The following is a 16,705-nucleotide window of genomic DNA, read 5'->3' as shown; positions in this document are numbered from 1 at the left end:
GACGCGCCTGTCCTATAGTTTTGGAGAAGGCAACGAAAGAAGTCCGTCACGAACACGGAGGGACCGCGCGATGGTTACTTCAACACTCTCCCGGTTCGTGTCGAGCACGGCGAAACGGCTGGTGCACGGCATGGTTGCCTACGCACCGGCCGCGATCGTCGGCATCGCGCTGTCCTCGTGCGGCGGCGACAATTCGCCGACGTCCGGCGGGCCCGCGTTCGCCAACGCGGCACGCCCGCAGATCAACGCATTGCTCGCGGACACGATGACGTCCGGCGCGGTCGTCTTTGTGCAATCGCCGCAGGGCAACTGGCTCGAATCGTTTGGAACGGCCGTGCGAGGCACGAACACGCCGATACCGACGAACGCGCACTTTCGCGTCGGCAGCGTGACGAAGACGTGGACAGCCACGGTGATCCTGCAACTCGTACAGGAAGGCAGGCTGAGCCTGAACGACACCGTCGGCAAGTACGTCGCCAACGTGCCCAACGGCAATACGATCACGATCGAGCAGTTGCTGACGATGCGCAGCGGCCTCTACAACTACACGACCAATCTCGCGTTCAACCAGACGCTCGATTCGCAGCCGGACAGGGTGTGGAGCACGGCGGAACTGCTGAATATCGCCGAAGGCCAGCCGGTCTATTTCGCGCCGGGCGCCGATTTTCGCTACTCGAACACGAACACGGTGCTGCTTGGGCTGATCATCGAGAAACTCACCGGCATGCCCGCGGCCGATGCGATGAACGCGCGTCTGTTCGTGCCGCTCGGCCTGGCCAATACGTTCCTCCCGCCGCAGCAGAATACGGCGTTGCCGGCGCCCGCGCCGCAGGGCTATCAATGGGGCACCAATGCGGAGACGACCAACGGCGACGCGCTGTCGCCCGACCGCCAGGCGGCCGCGAAAAACGGCACGCTGCAACCGACGAACGTGACCACCGTCAATACGTCGTGGGCGTGGACGGCCGGCTCCGGCATATCAACCGTGACGGAGCTGGCCGCCTACGTACAGCGGCTGGTCGGCGGCGGCTACCTGAACGCCGAACTGCAGGCGCAACGGCTCGCCAGCTGCACGCCGCTCGATCCGTCCGACCCGAGGTCGGCCAGCTACTGCATGGGCCTGGCCAAATTCGGCACGTTCTACGGGCACACGGGCGAGATACCGGGCTTCAATACCTTCATGGGCTACGACCCGGCAACGAAAACGACGATCGTCGCGTGGGCGACCACGGCTGCCGCGCCCGACGGGCGCGCGCCGGCCAACGTGATCGCGCAGATCGTGATGGGCGAGCTCAGCAAGGCGGCGGAAGTGCCGAGCGAGGGACGGCCGTGACGCGGTAACGCGGCCCTGACCTGCTTCGCCGCCGGCGTGAACGAGCACGTCGTATCGCGCTGCCCCGCGCCGAGCAGCACTCGAGCAAGTCGCGCACCGGCTTCGCGTCGGCCGCATTCCATTCGTCGCGGCTCCGGTTGTTGTCGATCGGCATCCAGTGCGTCAGCGGATAGCTGCTCGCGAGCCGGTTGCCGCCTTTCGGCGGCGGCAGCAACCCGGCGGCGAGCGGCACGTAGATGGTTGGCCGGGATTCGTAAAAAATCCACCACATCTCGGACTGAGCTGATGATTCAAACGAGAAATATATGGTCGGATCGAGCGGAAAAAACGGCCGCAGCAAGTCCAGCAGGTAGTCGCCGAGCCGATCGATGTGGTCGCGCCGGTACGGGGACAGTGCTTTGAGAACCTCGGCGTCGATCGGAGCCCCTTTTCCTGCAGTTCCTTCAGCTTGCACGACATCCACTGGACGTTGTACAGGATCACCATGTTCGCCACGAGGTGGTTGTACTTGACGATCTTGTGCTGCTCGTGCCGGACGTTTTCGGCGATCACGCCATTTCCGCCGAACATCAGCCGCTGCGCGAAGTCGTTGAACCGCTCGCTCTTGTCGGTCTGCGCATTTTGCGCCGCCACCTCGGTTCATACCCGACGTATGCAAGAATCAGTCTTTTGATACTCCCTACGTTATTGCTCCTTTCGCCAAACGCCCCCTCGTATGTCTAACCTCGAGCACATTCATGAGAGATTCCACACCCCGAGCGACGAAGTTGCCTCGAGGGAAGTCGCGGCGATGAGCGATGAGGAGCAGGCGCGCGCCAAGTCGGCTGCGACAGTGCATGTCCGCAATTGGCTCGCCATTCTGCTCATGCCGCTTGCATTCGGGCCCTGGGTTCCGATGTTCGCGTATATGCTGAGTATTCTTGCGTACCGTGGGATGTTCGATCCGACCTTTGATATTGATCGTGCGGTCGTCCAGGCAGCCGTGCCCGCAATATGGGCGACGGCTCTCTTCATCGCAGCCTGGATCGGCCTGAACTGGTGCATCGCGACGTACGGTACCCGACAGCGGTACTGGCGCGAAATGCCATTCGAGCGGCGTGTCGAATTGGAGCGCCATACGCTGAGTTCGGCAATTGTTGTGTGGTCGGATGACTACGACCCAGAACCGCTCTACGTCGAGGAATGGATCGACGGCAAGCTGAAATCCAGCAGAGCCGGCGTGTACCAAGTCCACGATCTGTTGCCGAAATTCCGGTGCATAGGGCGCTCGGTATTTGGACATGATCCGTACCTCCTCCTTGTCAGGATAGATCGTGTCCACGAAAGCGGGTCATCTCCACCGAGGTATTTCAACGGCCTGTTAATTCGGTTGCGGGCGCTCGTCGTTTTTCCGTCGTTTTCAACCGCGCCGGCGCGATGCCGGCAACGGCCTACAGCGTTAGCAGTAGGGGGCAGCCGATGAAGGCGGTGGACTACGGCTTGTTCCATGGCCGACCATGGGTCCAGGATGCGTTGACGCCGCTATGGTCAACCTGTCTCGCGGCACCGCCTGGGGAGGGAGCCTCCATGAAGCCTGTTGCCGTGCCGGCCGACGCGCAGGTCAGGGCCGGCACGCAAGAACCTTGTCGACGCATGCGAATCGGCGCGCGTCCGCCGCTCACGGGGCCATGCCGGCGAACGTCGGCAGCAGCACGCGATAGACGTGAATCATGGCCGGCCCGAGCAGCACCGTCATCAGCGCCGGGAAGATGCAGAAGATCAGCGGGAACAGCAGCTTCAGCGCGATCTTCGCCGCCCGCTCCTCCGCGCGCATGCGCCGCCGCGTGCGCAGCATGTCCGACAGCACGCGCAGCGATTCGCTGATGCTCGTGCCGAAGCGGTCGGCCTGGATCAGCATCGCGCAGAACGACTCGACGTCCTCGGTACCGGTGCGCAGCGCGAAATTGCGCAGCGCCGTCTCCTTCGTGAAGCCGGAACGCATCTCGAGCAGCAGCAGGTCGAGTTCGCTCGAGACCACCTCGCTGCGGAACCGCAGTTCCTCGCTCACCTTCATCAGCGCCGCGTCGAGCCCGAGCCCCGCTTCGACGCACACCGTCAGCAGGTCGAGCGCGTCCGGAAAATCCTCGAAGATCTTCTGCTGGCGCACCTTGATCCGTTGCGACAGCACGATGTTCGGGATGTAGTAGCCGATCCCGGCGAGCGCCACGAGGATGACCGACAACAGCGCGCGCTCGTCGCCGAGCTTGGTCGTGATCAGCACCACCAGCGCCGCGCACGGCAACGCGAGCGCGAGCACCGTCTTCGCGGTGAAATACAGCGCGGCCGCGCTCTGGTTGCGCCATCCGGCATTCATGAGCCGGATGCGCAGCGGCGAATTCTCCCAGCCGTCCTTCGGCACCGACAGCTTCGAGATCGGGGTGGACAGCTCGGCCAGCTTCGCGACCCAGCGCGACGCCAGGTCGTCGCCGTCGCCCGGGGCGGCACCCGCGCTCCCAACGGCCCCCCCGGCCTGCTGGAGCCGGCGCTGGATGCTGCGCGGCGCGAACAGCAGCATCGCGATGAGCACGCCGCCGGCCACGAAGATGAACAAGCCGCCCAGCATCACGGCCTGGACTACGGTCAGGTTTTGCATGACAGCCTCGCAACGGTTCGTTATTCGATTCGCGCGTCAGACGCGAATCCGGACAATACGGCGGATCCAGAGCATCCCGAAGAACATCGACACCAGCATGACGCCGACCATCCTGATCCCTGCAGGATCCTCCCAGAGCACGGACAGGAACTCGCGGTTCGCCATCGCCATCACCGCGGCGGTGCCGAACGGCAGCAGCCCGAGAATCCACGCCGACAGCCGCCCTTCCGCCGACAGCACGCGCACCTTGTCGAACAGCTTGAAGCGCTCGCGGATCAGCGCGGCGATACTGTCGAGCAGCTCGGCCAGGTTGCCGCCCGTCTCGCGCTGGATCAGCACCGCGATCACGAAGTAGCGCAGGTCCTGCACCGGCACGCGCGTCGCGAGGTTCATCAGCGCGTCGTGCAGCGACACGCCGTAGTTGACTTCGTCGAACGCGATCCGGAACTCGCCGCCCATCGGATCGGGAAACTCTTCGCCGACCATCCCGAGCGTGCCCGTGAACGAATGACCGGAACGCAGCGCGCGCGCGATCGTGTCGCAGACGTCCGGCAACTGCCGCTCGAGCCTGAGCATCCGGCGCGCACGGCGGCGCATCACGCGCAGCGTCGGCAAGCACGCGGCAAACAGCGCGACCGGCAGCGCGGCGAGCTGCGGCAACGTGGCGAAGCTCAGCGCGAGCCACGCGATTGCCGCGAACACCAGGCTGAGCACGATCAGCTTCGGCAGCGTCCAGTCGAGGCCCGATTGCTGGAGCACGAGATCGAGCGAGTGCACGCGCGGCATGCGCAGCAGCAGCCGGTCGAACGGCTTCGATTCGTCGAGCATCCGTTTCTTCAGGATCGACAGCCGCTCCTGCTGCACGTTGCCGCCGGCCGACATCGCGCGAATGCGCGATTCGATCCGACGCGCGGCGGCGCCGTGCCGCACGTTCCACCATTGATAGACGCCTTCGATCGCGAGCACGACCGCGACGAAGGTGAGAATCACAAAACCGTAAAAGATCGTGTTCATGAAGCCTCCCCGGCAGCAAACGGCGCCATGTCGTCAGTTCGTCTCGTAACGCTGGGACGGGTCGTACAGCGAATCCGGCAGGTTGATGCCGAACGCCTGCAGCCGCTCGACGAACTTCGGCCGCACGCCGGTCGCACAGAAGTGGCCGCGCACCGTGCCGTCGCGGTCCATGCCCGTGCGCTTGAACGTGAAGATCTCCTGCATGTTGATGATGTCGCCTTCCATCCCGGTCAGCTCCTGGATGCTGACGATCTTGCGCTTGCCGTCCGTCAGCCGCGCCGCCTGCACGACCACCGAGATCGCCGACGCGATCTGCTGGCGCATCGTCTTCGGCGGCAGCGTCAGGCCGGAGACGCTGATCATGTTCTCGAGCCGCGTCAGCGCATCGCGCGGCGTGTTCGCGTGGATCGTCGCGAGCGAGCCTTCGTGGCCGGTGTTCATCGCGTTCAGCATGTCGAGCGCTTCGCCGCCCCGCACTTCGCCGAGGATGATCCGGTCCGGCCGCATCCGCAGCGCGTTGCGCACCAGCGTGCGCTGCGTGATCTCGCCCTTGCCCTCGATGTTCGGCGGGCGCGTCTCGAGCCGCAGCACGTGCGGCTGCTGGAGCTGCAGCTCGGCGGCGTCCTCGATCGTCACGATCCGCTCGTTGCGCGGAATGTAACCAGACAGGATGTTGAGCAGCGTCGTCTTGCCGCTGCCCGTGCCGCCCGACACGAGCACGTTCACCTTCGCGCGCGACAGCGCGTCGAGCAGCTCGGCCATCGGCGGCGTCAGGCTCTGGTAGCGCACCAGGTCGTCCATCTTCAGCGGGTTGACCGAGAAGCGCCGAATCGACATCAGCGGCCCGTCGATTGCCGACGGCGGGATGATCGCGTTCACGCGCGAGCCGTCCGGCAGCCGCGCATCGACCATCGGGCACGATTCGTCGATGCGGCGCCCGACGCGCGACACGATCTTCTCGATCACCTTCATCAGGTGTGCGTCGTCGTAGAACGTCACGTCGGTCAGTTCGAGCTGGCCGCAGCGCTCGACATAGACCTGCCGGTGCGTGTTCACCAGGATGTCGGAGATGCCGGGGTCGCGCAGCAGCGCTTCGAGCGGGCCGAAGCCGAACATCTCGTCGTACACGTCGATCGCGAGCTGCCGCCGCTCGATATCGTTCGCGGGCATCCGCTCGTCGTCGAGGATGCGCGAGATCAGCGAGGAGATTTCCTGGCGGACCTGCTCCTGCGGCAGCCGCGACAGGCGCTCCAGTTCGACGCGTTCGAGCACGGCCTGGTGAATCTGGCGGCGTAGCTTCTGGTATGCGTCGCGTACCGACGAATGCGCCGGGCCGGCCGGTTCGCTGCCCGCCGACAGCGGCTGGGCCCGGTGCAACGACATCTGTTCGCGCAATGACATGATGGTTCCCCGAGAGAGTTACATGGATTTGAGCTTCGGCGTGGCCTTGCGGCCAAACAGCCGGGACATCAGCGGTTCGCTGCGCGTCGCGCTGTGTCCCGCGCGCACTTCGCCCTCGACGAGCCGCTTCGCGCAGCCCTGCAACGCACGCGCGACCGCGGTGCCGCGCGCGAGCCGCGACACCGGATGCCCCTGGTTGATCGCTTCGAGCACGGTGTCGGCGTCGTCGGGAATCGTGCATGCGGCCTGCAGGCCGAGCACCTCCTCGAGCGCGGTGCGGGTCCGGTCGCTCGCGCGCGTGGCGCGGTTCACGATCAGACGGAGCTGGTCGGTCGAGTAGCCGAGCGACACGAGCATCTCCAGCAGCCGGCGGCCGGCGCGCACGTGCGGCATCGCCGGCTGCAGCACGATCTGGATCTGGTCGCTGCGATCGAGCGCGACCATCGACAGCGGATTGATGCCGACGCCGACGTCGAAGATCACGAAGTCGTAGCGCGGCGCGGCGACACCGAGGATCCATTCGAGCGCGTCCTCGCGCATCTCGGCGGCCTTGACCGGATCGCCGGCGCCCGCGAGTACGTGGAAGTTCTCGGTCACATGCGCGACGCTCGCGTCGAGAAACGCGCTGTCGAGCCGCTCGATCTGCGCGCAAAGCTGCGGCAGCGTCGACGGCGGGGTTTCGTCGCTGACGAGGAACGCGGCGTCGGCGAACTGCTGGTTCAGGTCGATCAGCAGCACGCGGCGCTTGAAGCCTTCGGCGATCTCGAACGCGATGTTGCTGGCCGCGAAGCTCGTACCGGCGCCGCCCTTGCACGACATGAACGACACGATCCGCGTATCTTCGGTGTCGCTGCGCGTGCTTTGCGCGGCGGCGCGTTCGAGCGCGTTGCCGAGCGCCTGCGAATCGAGCGGCCACTGCAGCACGTCGCGCGCGCCCGCGCGCATCGCATCCAGCAGCACGTGCGGCGACGCGTCCGCCGTCACGAGGATGCAGGTCAGGCCCGCGTGAGCGCGGCAGATCCGCTCGATCGCCGACAGCTCGGACGGGTCGGGCGACGTGCCGTCGACCAGCAGGATGTCGAACGCGTCGAGCCCGTCGGTGCGATGCTCGATCTGCGACGGGCGGCCGGTCGCGCGTGTCGCGCGATAGCGTCCGCAGTCGGCCACGAGGCGCGCGATCTGCGTGAGTCGCGCGGTATCGTCGGAAGCTACGAGGATGTTGATCATGTCGTGTGCCTCGTCTGTTCGATTAGTTGCAGGCGGCGCCGCCGGTCGCGGAGTTCAGGCTTTCGCGCGGCAGCGTGGTCGTGAACGGCGGCATCCTGACCGTGACGTTCATGAACGGAATCATTGTCTTGACCGTGACGTTCGTGACGCTCACCGTCACGAACGAGCAGGTGTTTATGTCGCAGCTCGCCGGCGAGTAGTTCACCGACACGTTCGCGCTCGACAGCAGCGGCAGCAGCGCCGTCACGCGCTTCGCGACGCCGGCGGCATTCACGTCGCAGACCACCGCCGTGCGTGCGCCGAGGCGCACGGCCTCGCTCGCGGTATTCCAGTAGAACAGCACCCGGCCGAATTCGAAGATGCCGAGCAGCAGCATGATCAGCACCGACGCGATGAGCGCGAACTCGACGACCGTCGCGCCGCGTTGGGCGCGCCGGCGCGACAGGGGAACACGGCGCGCGCTCATGACACTTGCCTCATCACGGTGACGATGTTGCCGAACGTGATCGACGTCAGCCCCGGATACGCGGGGATCGGCTGGTACGTGTAGCCCTTGACCTTCACTTCGACGATGTTGATCGCGCCTGTCGCCGTGCCGCTCGCCGCGTTGTTGTTCGCGTCGTAGGTCGGCAGGCTCGCGAACTGCGCCGGGTCGGACGCATCGCTGCAACCGGTCGTATGCTGCGCGTCGCAGATGGTCACCATCGAGGTCGTGAGCCCCGGCACCAGCTCGGTGCCGGCCGAGCCGCACGTCGTGCTGCCGTAGACGACGAGGCACTGCGCCGCCGACACCGGATACGCGCTGTCGGTCGGCAGCCAGATCGACAGGTAGCGCGCCGCGTCGCGCGTCGCCTTGGTCAGCGTCTCGTACTGGTAGATCGCGCGGCCGAACTCGGCCACGCCGGTCGCGAGCACGATCATCGGAATCAGCACGAGCGCGAACTCGACGGCGGCCACGCCACGGGTGCGCGAACGGCGAAACGGGGGCCTTTTCATGGTCGCTTCTCCCTATTGAACGAGCATCGGCACCTGGACCCCGGACGCGCTGCCGTCGCCGGGCAAGCCGTGCGTCGCGCACGGATTGTTGCCGGAGACGGACGAGCCGAGGTATTCGAGGTGCGCTATGACGGGGCCGCTGCCGGCGCTGAACGGCAACGGATCGAGCATCAGCACGCAATCCCATTGCGTGACGTGCAGCTTGTGGCTGCTTCCCTGCAGCGTCGAGCAGTCGCCTTCCGGCGCGAGCGCGACACGGCGGTCGCCGCCAAAGGTCTGGTAGTTGCTCGCCGTCGCGGTGCCGTTGGTGGTGATCCCGCTGCCCCCCGGCGGCGCGCCGTCGCCCTGGTAGGACTTGAAGGTCGTGCGGTCGGTCACGAATTGCGTGTACGCGTCACCCTTGATGCCCGCCGTTCCGGGCGGCCCGTAGTTCGGGCCGACATACGCGTAACCGGTGAAGTCGGGCTGGCCGCTCGAGCCGTTCGAGCCGTTCGTATAGATGCCGAAGCGCGTATTCCAGGCGCGCAGCGACGCCGACTTCAGGCCGGTGCTGCCGAGATCGGGCGGGCTCGTGATATTGCAGGTGTTGCCCGACAGCTCGCTCGCGATGGTCGGTTCGTTCGTCGAGCCGTCGAGCGCCGCCCAGCCGAAGTTGCCGGGCCCGTAGGTCGAACCGGACGGCGACGTGATCCAGTCGCCGACCTTGTAGGGCGACGCGCTCGGCGCGCGGCACACGAACACCGGAATCGCGCAGGCAGTCTGCCCGCCGCCGACCGTCGCGATCGCGCTCGCCGACACTGTGGCCGCATTCGCGAGCTTGGTGCCCGGCAGCACGTTCAGCACCTCGATGAACCAGTGCGCGATGCCGCTCAACGTCGCGGTGCACTGCACGTACTTGATGTTCGCCGGCGTCGTGACCGAGTTCTTCGTCAGGAACGGATTGGTCAGCGAGTCGCTGAACGTGACGTTCGAATTCGTCGCCATCTGCACCGACTTGTTCTGGAAAAACACGAAATTCAGGTGGCCGGCGGCGATGCCGTCGGCCTCGGCGACCGAAAGGCTGATGGCCGAAGTCAGGTCGCGCGCAGCCGACAGCGCGCACGCATCGGCGCTGTTCTGCAGTTCGCTGCGCGTGACGTACAGCTTGCCGAGGTCCAGCGCGAGACCGACGAACCCGATCATCACCGCCAGTGCGAGACCGACGATGACCGCGACGGCGCCGCGCTGGCGATCGAGGCCGCGACGCGTGACTTTCGGATGGCGAGCTGCGCTGGACATGGCGTTCTCCCTGAGCGTGCCGGCGTTACTGGCTGGACTTGCCGATACCGATGACGAACGCATTGGCAGGCGGCTGGATCTGCTTGAACGACTTGTCGTAGTTGTCGAGCGCGGCCGCGGCGGCACTGCCGTCGACGCCGGACGCCGACGTCGCGTGTTCGGCGGCATGCGGGTCGATGATCTGGGCCTGCATCACGGTGCGGACCGAGTCGCCGAAGCGGCTGTCCCACACCGGGGTCGACGACATGCAGCCGGCAAGCGCGAACGCGAGCGGTGCGGCAAGCGCCGCGCGGCGCACGAATACGAGGTAGGCGGATTTCATGAGCTTCCCCTTGGATGGCTTCAACGTTCGGTGGAATGGGGTTCCGAGCGCGCGACCTGCGCGCGGGCAACCGCGGGCACCCGGTGCTTCGGTTGCGCCGCCGGCGTGGCCGGCGCGTCGGGGCCGGCCGCCGCGAGGCGCGCGGCGGTGGCTTCGATACGCGCGATACGGGCCGCGTTTGCCGCGTCGGGCCGTGGCGCGGTCGCCGCTACCGGTGCGGGCGTCTTCTGCGGCTCGGCCGGCACCGGCGGCTGTGCGTCCGTGCCTTGCGGCGCGCGCGGCGCGGGCAGCGCGGCGGATGCGGCCGGCGCGTCCGATTGCGGTGCCGGAGCCGGCCCCTGCGCCGGTGCCTGGGCAGGTGCCTGGGCCGGTGCCTGCGGTGCAGCTGCCGCGCCGCTGTCGGGTTGTGCGCCCGGCTTGCGGACCCCGCGGCGGCCTTCCATGTTGCCCGTCGCATACACGTCGGCTTCGTTCGGCTTCGAGAAGCTGTCGGTCGGCAGCGGCACGTCCGCGGTCTGCATCTGCAGCGGCTTCACGAGGTGCGGCGTGATCAGGAAGATCAGCTCGGTGCGGTCCTGCTGGAACGACGTGCTGCGGAACAGCGCGCCGAGCACCGGCACTTCGCCGACACCCGGGATCGCCTTCAGTGCGCCGCTCGCGCTGTCCTTGATCAGCCCGCCGATCGCGAACGATTCGCCGTCGCTCATCTGGACCGTCGTCGACGCACGCCGCGTCGTGATCAGCGGCAGGATCGACGTGCCGCCGATGTTGGACGCGCTCAGCGTGACGCCCGTCTGCGACAGCTCCGACACTTCCGGTGCGACCTTCAGGCTGATCCGGCCGTTCGCCAGCACCGTCGGCGTGAACTTCAGCGCGACGCCGAACTCCTCTTCCTGCAGCGTGATCGTCGAGACGCCGTTGCCGCTGCTTTGCGGGATCGGGATGAAGATCTTGCCGCCGGCGAGGAACGTCGCTTCCTGGCCGCTGATCGTCACGAGATTCGGCTCCGCGAGGATCTTGACGAGGTTGTCGGTGTTCTGCGCGTCGGCCGCGATGCTGAACGGCTTGTTGTTCGCCTTGCTGAAGGCGACCGCGCTCGAGACGCCCGCCAGCAGGCTGCTGACCAGCGCGCCGCTCCACGAGCCGAACCCGCCCTGGATGTTGAGCGCGCTGCCCATCTGGTTGATCAGCGTCTTCGACACCTCGGCGACCTTCACCTCGAGCATCACCTGCTGCGGCGACGTGACGCTCAGCATGTTCAGCACGCCGCCGCCCGGCTTGCCGCCCCCGGCGGGGTCGCCCGCGCTGTCGCCGTAGGCGTGCGCGATCTGCACGGCCTGCTGCGCGGCCTGCGAGCTCGACACGCTGCCCGCCAGCACGATCGTGCCGGCGGCGGTCGACACATGGATGTCGCGCTCGCCCGGCATCAGCTGCTGCAGCGATGCCTGCAGGCCGCCGGCATCCGCGCCGACCGCAACGTCGATCACGCGGCAGGCGCCGCTCTTGCCCTGCACGATCATGTTGGTCGTGCCGACCGACAGCCCGAGGATGTACAGCGTCTGCGGCGACACCATCGTCGCCTGCGCGACGGCCGGATTGCCGATCGTCCGATTGCGGACCGGCTCCGGCATCGGCACCAGCAGCGACTTGCCGAGCGGCACGCTGACGCTGGTCGACTCGCGCACGGCGCCGATGCAGTTCGGCCCGCGCAGCGGTCCAGCCGTTGCGGCGGCCGCGGCGACCGGCGCCGGCGCCATGCTGATCGTCATCTGCACGGGCCCCTTGCCGACTGCTGCCGGCGCGCTGGCGCCGCCCTTCGTCAGCACGCCCGCCTCGATGCCTTCCTGGGCCAGTGCGCCGTAGACGGTCAGCCATCCCGAACAGAGGATCGCGGCCATCATCGTGCCCCGTGCGACGCGCGTCCGCAGTGGGCCGGTACCTGTACGTTGCGGTTTGATCTTCATTTTGTCTGATCCCCCGAGAGACCGGCGCCATGCCGGTTGTCGACTTCCAACGCCGCCGTGCCCTGCTGGCGGCCGATCTGTTTATCTGGCTGTGTTGATCTGCTTCAGAAACATTCGACGCTGCCCTTCACACCCGACAGCACGCCGACGCAGTCGCGCCGCGCTTGCGGCGCCGCGTGCGACGCCACGTGCACCGTCCGCACGCGTGTGGCAACGGGAAGCGGCGGCAGGTCGGGTACGGGCGGCTTGCCGAGCAGCGTCATCTTGGTCGCGCCATCCGTGTTCAGCGTCTTCTGGTCGACCTGGTTGCGCAGCACCAGCGACAGCGTGCCGACGCTGCGCGCGAGGTCGAGCCGTTCGGCCTGGTCGGGCGTGACTTCCAGCGTGACCGCGTTGACGACCTTCGGTGCGGTGTCGTCGCGGCTGACCTGCTGCGCGACGGCGAGCACGAGGATGTGCTCGAGCACGATCTTGGAGATGCTCTGCCCGTCGGTCTTGCCCTGTTGCTCCTGCGTGTTGACGATCACGTCGACGTAGGTGCCCGGCAGCGCGAAACCCGCGACGCCGACCACGTCGTTCACGCGCACCGTGATCGCGCGGCTGCCGTCGGCAATCACCGCGGACAGCCCGCCCTTCGTGCCGAGCGGCGCGAGCTTCGACTCGATCACCGGCTCGCCGCGTGCCAGGCTGGTCCGAACGACGCGTCCTTCGAGCGCCTTCGTATCGGTGAATGCGCCGGTCGGCACGCTGCCCGACGGCCAGCTCACCATGTGGATCTGGTTCTGCCCGAGCGGCTCGCCCAGGTTCAGGTCGGTGGCGGCCACCGCGACAGGCGTGACCGAACTCGTGGATGTCTGCACCAGCCAGTGGGACGCGAACACGACCGCGGCAAGACCCGCGACCATCGCGACGACCAGCATCATGAGCGCTCGACTGTTTTTCATGGCAATGCTCCTCGACGATTCGTGAAAGAAACGGCTCAACCTGCAATGAACGTACGTCCACCCCGCTCAATGGGCGGCGGATGGCTGCCGTCCCGTTCGGGCGCTGCGCCGAAATAACTCGCCCATGCGTCGTACAACGCATCGTGCGTCACCTCGAGCGGATCGCCGCGGTAACGCGCGCCGGCGGCCACGAGGCGCAGCAGGTCCGCCGGAAAGCACGCGAGAAACGCCTTGCCGGTCGGCAGATGCAGCCGGTGCAGCAGGAACTCGAACGCATCGTGTGCCGATACGAGGCCGAGCGATGCGCAGGCCGCGTCGTACACGGCACGGTAGGCGTCGATCGACATCGCACCGACATGGAGCTTCGAGCCGAGGCGGCGCAGGAACGCTTCGTCGCAGAACTGCTCCGGCGACAGGTTGCTCGAGAACACCGGCCACACGTCGAACGGCAGCACGAAGCGGTTGCCGGATTCGAGCGTCAGGAAATCGACGCCGCGATCGAGCGGGCGCAGCCAGCGATTGAGCAGGTCGCGCGGCTCGACGCGCTGGCGGCCGAGATCGTCGATGATGTACATGCCCATGTTCGCCTTCATGTGCGGCGGCGCCTGGTAGAAGCCGGCGGCCTCGTCGCGGCGCAGGTCGAGCTCGTCGAGCGTCAGTTCGCCGCCCGACATCACGACCGGCCGCTTGCACAGGCGCCAGCGGCGATCGACCGACTGGCCGCCGGATTGCTGTTCCGCGTCGACGTGCACGAGCGGGTCGTAGATCTGGATCACTTCACCGGCCGCCCAGATCGCGTGCGGCACCGGCACGCGGCCGTGCATCAGCGTGCCGAGCCGCTCGGCGAGGAAGGTCTTGCCGCTGCCGGCCGGGCCGTAGATCAGCAGCGGACGGCCCGCGTTCAGTGCCGCGGCAGCCGCGTCGAGAAGCGACGTGTCGATCACGATGCCTTCGAACGCGGCCCACACTTCGCTCTGGCCGATGTGCAGCTTGCGCACCGAATGCGTGTTCAAGCATTCGAGATACGCGTCGAGCGTGACCGGCGCGGGCCCGCTGTAGCCGCAGCGTGCGCGTTCCTCGAGCGCGAGCACGCGGCCCGCGTCGGTCAGGCGGAACGTCACGTCGAGATCGGTCGCGCCGCGATGGGTGAGCTCGACGAGATGCTCGCGCACCAGGAACGCGAAGACGTCGTCGAGCACCGCGAGCGGCAGGCAATGCCGCTCGACCAGGTCGCCGTACGACGGGCGGCCGAGCACCAGCGTCGACTTCAGCACGAGCCCGGCGACGAACGCCATGCTCAGCCCGGTTTCGTCGAGCGAGCGCGGCGCCGCCGGCAACTGCGCGCCCTTCTTCGTATTGGCTTCCCGCGACGGCAACGGATCGGGCAGTTTGGACACCTGCGCGTCGCGTCTCGGTTCGGTGTGGATCGTGTTCATGTTCGTTTCGTCCTCGTTGCGGGCTCGTCGCGCTATGCGCACGTCGCGAACAGCATGCCCAGCGTGCCGGCTGCGATTGCCACGCCGTACGGCAGCGTGCCGACCGACGCGATGTCCGCGGGGCCGTCGGCTGCCCCTGCGCGCGCCCCTTGCGAACGGCGCGCGATCAGCGCGTGGACGTTCGCCCACATCTGGCGCATCCGCCCGCGCAACAGCGCGAACGCGATGGCGCCGATCCCGCCGGCCACGAAGGTGGCCAGCACGATGTAAAACGTCATTTCCGCACCGACCCATGCGCCGATCGCGAGCATCAGCTTCACGTCGCCGGCCGCCATCCCGCGCAACAGGTAGAACGGCAGCAGCAGGCCGAAGCCGGTCGCTGCGCCCGCAAGCCAGCCGAGTGCGCCTGCCAGGACGCCGTGCAACATGCACTGGGCGACCAGCGCGCCCGCAAGGCCGACCGCGACGAGGCGGTTCGGAATGCGGCGGGCCGCGATGTCCGTGCTGGCCGCGGCGACCGCGAGCAGCGTCACGCACAACGGAACCGGGTAAGGCGGCGCAACAGGTAACATCGCGAACCTCGCGGATCGAATCGATGGATCAGGAAACCATGGCCAGCACGGTGGTCACGGCAGCCATCACGGCCGTTGCGATCACCTCGTACGTATCGGCCAGAGAGCCGTTCAGCGTGACGACGCTGCCCAGCGCCGCGACGGCGAACATCGCCCCGAGCGACGCATATTCGATCGACGTCACGCCCTGCTCGTCGCCGACCCAGCGGCGACATGCGACACGCACCCTGGCTTGCATGATGGTCTCCGGTTCCGGTTGATCAGTTGACCGGGGACGGCTCGAGCACTGCACCGGCCGAGCCGTCCGCGCGGTCTGCTTCTCGAAGGCATCAAACGGCAGCAGTCAGATCGGCGGCGATCGTGGTGAACACGGTCTGGAGTTTCGAGCCGACCGCCGTCACTGCCACGATGATGCCCACCGCGATCAATGCGGCAATCAGGCCGTATTCGATGGCCGTTACACCGTCTTCATCGCGAACGAAGCGGCTTGCTTGTTGAATGAACTTGGACATGATGATCTCCTTTCGTGGTTACTTTCAAAGCCCCCGCGTACCGGCTGGATCGATCGATCTGGCTTCGATACGTCGAGGAAAGTTGCTAATGCCGTGTGGTGGCGGCAAACGATCCGGAAGAGCCGTTCACCGTACCATTCATCAGATGGCTGTTACTGCCGAGTCCAGAGTCGCGGCGACCGTGCTGAACACGGTCGACAGATCCGTACCGATCGTCGTCAACGCGACGACTATGCCGAGCGCGATCAGCGCTGCGATCAGGCCGTATTCAATGGCCGTCACGCCGCCCTGGTCCCGAGCGAACCAGGCGATCTTCTCGATGACTCTTTTCATGAGCATTCTCCTTTCGGACTGCTATTAAATACCCTTCGTCGATCATGACGTCGGGGACGGGCACCACCGGCACTACAAGAAAATCGAAACGCGACGCTCAGCTGCGAGGACAGGGATGCGCACACCTGGCCGTGCGAACGGATTTCAGAAAGAGGGAACGCAAGAGATGCGCGTACGGTTCGATCGGCCGGATAAACCGGGCAGGCGGATCGACCTGAACGGCGCGACTGCCGTTCGGCGCATGGAAATCGGTTGAATGGGAGGCAGACTCCCGGCGATGCGGTAATTCGCTTTTAACGCTGCCAGCCGGCCGCGTTGTGCTGTGGTCTTTCATTTTTATTCCCCAAGTGCTGCGATGCCGATTTTCTTGTTGCCCTGACGCTACCGGGTCTCATCGGTCGATCGACGAAGGTTCTCGCGGTTCATCGACCTGGAGCTGCGTGTTCCCCGACGCGCTCCGGCCTTCTTTTCCGCTGGTGATTCCGAAGCCGGTTCCGTCTGTCTGTTCCTGGAACCGCCCGGTCGTCACGCCGTCGACTGCCGTGCCAACGCTTACGCAAAGAGCGGACCATCTCGAGTGAAATCGAGGCGTATCAAGGGTTTCGGCGATCCCATGGGGCGCTGCCCGAGGGCGCGACGGTCGAAATGTTTCAATCTTGATATATGTTTCCCCGCGAGCGGGGTACGCCGGAACGCTCGTCACCGCGCTGCACAAAGGGTCCAAAAAATTTTCTCGGGACT

The 16,705-nt window shown here is 66.5% G+C and carries 17 protein-coding genes and 1 pseudogene; 2 read left to right on the top strand and 16 right to left on the bottom strand.

The annotated features are described in order from the left end of the window. Positions 1-70: 70 nt before the first annotated feature. Positions 71-1,333: a serine hydrolase domain-containing protein gene (locus LXM88_RS02960; RefSeq protein WP_262530449.1), complete on the top strand. Its 1,263-nt coding sequence runs from the start codon at positions 71-73 to the stop codon at positions 1,331-1,333. Between the two features lie 280 nt (positions 1,334-1,613). On the opposite strand, the pseudogene LXM88_RS02955 reads toward LXM88_RS02960, so the two are convergent. Beyond that, positions 1,614-1,954 (bottom strand): annotated as a pseudogene (locus tag LXM88_RS02955) (Tn3 family transposase); the annotation flags it as partial. A 94-nt stretch (positions 1,955-2,048) separates the two neighbouring features. Here LXM88_RS02955 and LXM88_RS02950 point away from each other — a divergent pair. Next, positions 2,049-2,795: a hypothetical protein gene (locus LXM88_RS02950; protein WP_262530448.1), complete on the top strand. Its 747-nt coding sequence runs from the start codon at positions 2,049-2,051 to the stop codon at positions 2,793-2,795. 195 nt (positions 2,796-2,990) lie between these two features. On the opposite strand, the gene LXM88_RS02945 is transcribed toward LXM88_RS02950, so the two are convergent. The 15 genes from LXM88_RS02945 to LXM88_RS02875 all read right to left on the bottom strand — a co-directional run bounded on the left by LXM88_RS02945 (position 2,991) and on the right by LXM88_RS02875 (position 15,964). Then, on the bottom strand, positions 2,991-3,965 hold the full coding sequence (locus LXM88_RS02945; RefSeq protein WP_262530447.1) for a type II secretion system F family protein: 975 nt from the start codon (positions 3,963-3,965) through the stop codon (positions 2,991-2,993). Between the two features lie 36 nt (positions 3,966-4,001). Beyond that, entirely contained in the window at positions 4,002-4,979 is a 978-nt protein-coding gene (locus tag LXM88_RS02940) for a type II secretion system F family protein (protein ID WP_262530446.1), read from the bottom strand. Between the two features lie 33 nt (positions 4,980-5,012). Then, positions 5,013-6,380 carry a CpaF family protein gene (locus LXM88_RS02935; protein WP_262530445.1) on the bottom strand — a complete coding sequence of 456 codons (1,368 nt, stop codon included), beginning with the start codon at positions 6,378-6,380 and terminating at the stop codon, positions 5,013-5,015. 18 nt (positions 6,381-6,398) lie between these two features. Next, on the bottom strand, positions 6,399-7,607 hold the full coding sequence (locus tag LXM88_RS02930) for an AAA family ATPase (protein WP_262530444.1): 1,209 nt from the start codon (positions 7,605-7,607) through the stop codon (positions 6,399-6,401). Between the two features lie 22 nt (positions 7,608-7,629). After that, a complete protein-coding gene (locus LXM88_RS02925; protein ID WP_262530443.1) occupies positions 7,630-8,073 on the bottom strand; it encodes a TadE/TadG family type IV pilus assembly protein in 444 nt (147 codons plus the stop codon). Further along, positions 8,070-8,603 carry a TadE/TadG family type IV pilus assembly protein gene (locus LXM88_RS02920; RefSeq protein ID WP_262530442.1) on the bottom strand — a complete coding sequence of 178 codons (534 nt, stop codon included), beginning with the start codon at positions 8,601-8,603 and terminating at the stop codon, positions 8,070-8,072. The genes LXM88_RS02925 and LXM88_RS02920 overlap by 4 nt, the downstream gene beginning before the upstream one ends. A 12-nt stretch (positions 8,604-8,615) precedes the next feature. Beyond that, positions 8,616-9,881, bottom strand: coding sequence for a pilus assembly protein TadG-related protein (locus LXM88_RS02915; RefSeq protein WP_262530441.1), 1,266 nt, complete (start codon positions 9,879-9,881; stop codon positions 8,616-8,618). A gap of 25 nt (positions 9,882-9,906) precedes the next feature. Beyond that, on the bottom strand, positions 9,907-10,203 hold the full coding sequence (locus LXM88_RS02910; protein ID WP_262530440.1) for a hypothetical protein: 297 nt from the start codon (positions 10,201-10,203) through the stop codon (positions 9,907-9,909). A gap of 20 nt (positions 10,204-10,223) precedes the next feature. Further along, entirely contained in the window at positions 10,224-12,167 is a 1,944-nt protein-coding gene (locus tag LXM88_RS02905; RefSeq protein WP_262530439.1) for a type II and III secretion system protein family protein, read from the bottom strand. A gap of 104 nt (positions 12,168-12,271) precedes the next feature. Beyond that, positions 12,272-13,111 (bottom strand): Flp pilus assembly protein CpaB, encoded by an 840-nt coding sequence (gene cpaB, locus LXM88_RS02900; RefSeq protein ID WP_262530438.1) that lies wholly within the window; start codon positions 13,109-13,111, stop codon positions 12,272-12,274. A gap of 35 nt (positions 13,112-13,146) precedes the next feature. Then, entirely contained in the window at positions 13,147-14,547 is a 1,401-nt protein-coding gene (locus tag LXM88_RS02895) for an ATP-binding protein (protein WP_262530437.1), read from the bottom strand. 32 nt (positions 14,548-14,579) lie between these two features. Continuing rightward, the gene (locus LXM88_RS02890) at positions 14,580-15,119 is read right to left on the bottom strand and encodes an A24 family peptidase (RefSeq protein WP_262530436.1); all 540 of its coding nucleotides are present in this window, start codon (positions 15,117-15,119) and stop codon (positions 14,580-14,582) included. Positions 15,120-15,147: 28 nt separating this feature from the next. After that, positions 15,148-15,357 (bottom strand): Flp family type IVb pilin, encoded by a 210-nt coding sequence (locus tag LXM88_RS02885; RefSeq protein ID WP_262530435.1) that lies wholly within the window; start codon positions 15,355-15,357, stop codon positions 15,148-15,150. A 91-nt stretch (positions 15,358-15,448) separates the two neighbouring features. Further along, the gene (locus LXM88_RS02880) at positions 15,449-15,631 is read right to left on the bottom strand and encodes a Flp family type IVb pilin (RefSeq protein ID WP_262530434.1); all 183 of its coding nucleotides are present in this window, start codon (positions 15,629-15,631) and stop codon (positions 15,449-15,451) included. A gap of 141 nt (positions 15,632-15,772) precedes the next feature. Next, positions 15,773-15,964 carry a Flp family type IVb pilin gene (locus LXM88_RS02875; RefSeq protein WP_096476430.1) on the bottom strand — a complete coding sequence of 64 codons (192 nt, stop codon included), beginning with the start codon at positions 15,962-15,964 and terminating at the stop codon, positions 15,773-15,775. Positions 15,965-16,705: the final 741 nt, after the last annotated feature.

This window comes from Burkholderia sp. S-53, from assembly GCF_025560745.1.
Taxonomy (GTDB): Bacteria; Pseudomonadota; Gammaproteobacteria; order Burkholderiales; family Burkholderiaceae; genus Burkholderia; species Burkholderia pyrrocinia.
Note: the sequence above shows the minus strand (reverse complement) of the source record. Positions and strands in the feature narration are given on the sequence as shown.

What these genes read in the sequence shown, in the direction of transcription:
- cpaB (WP_262530438.1), bottom strand. Translation starts at nt 13,111, where the DNA reads ATGAAAAACAGTCGAGCGCTCATGATGCTGGTCGTCGCGATGGTCGCG.
- LXM88_RS02885 (WP_262530435.1), bottom strand. Translation starts at nt 15,357, where the DNA reads ATGCAAGCCAGGGTGCGTGTCGCATGTCGCCGCTGGGTCGGCGACGAG.
- LXM88_RS02960 (WP_262530449.1), top strand. Translation starts at nt 71, where the DNA reads ATGGTTACTTCAACACTCTCCCGGTTCGTGTCGAGCACGGCGAAACGG.
- LXM88_RS02910 (WP_262530440.1), bottom strand. Translation starts at nt 10,203, where the DNA reads ATGAAATCCGCCTACCTCGTATTCGTGCGCCGCGCGGCGCTTGCCGCA.
- LXM88_RS02920 (WP_262530442.1), bottom strand. Translation starts at nt 8,603, where the DNA reads ATGAAAAGGCCCCCGTTTCGCCGTTCGCGCACCCGTGGCGTGGCCGCC.
- LXM88_RS02905 (WP_262530439.1), bottom strand. Translation starts at nt 12,167, where the DNA reads ATGAAGATCAAACCGCAACGTACAGGTACCGGCCCACTGCGGACGCGC.
- LXM88_RS02890 (WP_262530436.1), bottom strand. Translation starts at nt 15,119, where the DNA reads ATGTTACCTGTTGCGCCGCCTTACCCGGTTCCGTTGTGCGTGACGCTG.
- LXM88_RS02950 (WP_262530448.1), top strand. Translation starts at nt 2,049, where the DNA reads ATGTCTAACCTCGAGCACATTCATGAGAGATTCCACACCCCGAGCGAC.
- LXM88_RS02875 (WP_096476430.1), bottom strand. Translation starts at nt 15,964, where the DNA reads ATGAAAAGAGTCATCGAGAAGATCGCCTGGTTCGCTCGGGACCAGGGC.
- LXM88_RS02940 (WP_262530446.1), bottom strand. Translation starts at nt 4,979, where the DNA reads ATGAACACGATCTTTTACGGTTTTGTGATTCTCACCTTCGTCGCGGTC.
- LXM88_RS02880 (WP_262530434.1), bottom strand. Translation starts at nt 15,631, where the DNA reads ATGTCCAAGTTCATTCAACAAGCAAGCCGCTTCGTTCGCGATGAAGAC.
- LXM88_RS02935 (WP_262530445.1), bottom strand. Translation starts at nt 6,380, where the DNA reads ATGTCATTGCGCGAACAGATGTCGTTGCACCGGGCCCAGCCGCTGTCG.
- LXM88_RS02925 (WP_262530443.1), bottom strand. Translation starts at nt 8,073, where the DNA reads ATGAGCGCGCGCCGTGTTCCCCTGTCGCGCCGGCGCGCCCAACGCGGC.
- LXM88_RS02945 (WP_262530447.1), bottom strand. Translation starts at nt 3,965, where the DNA reads ATGCAAAACCTGACCGTAGTCCAGGCCGTGATGCTGGGCGGCTTGTTC.
- LXM88_RS02915 (WP_262530441.1), bottom strand. Translation starts at nt 9,881, where the DNA reads ATGTCCAGCGCAGCTCGCCATCCGAAAGTCACGCGTCGCGGCCTCGAT.
- LXM88_RS02930 (WP_262530444.1), bottom strand. Translation starts at nt 7,607, where the DNA reads ATGATCAACATCCTCGTAGCTTCCGACGATACCGCGCGACTCACGCAG.
- LXM88_RS02895 (WP_262530437.1), bottom strand. Translation starts at nt 14,547, where the DNA reads ATGAACACGATCCACACCGAACCGAGACGCGACGCGCAGGTGTCCAAA.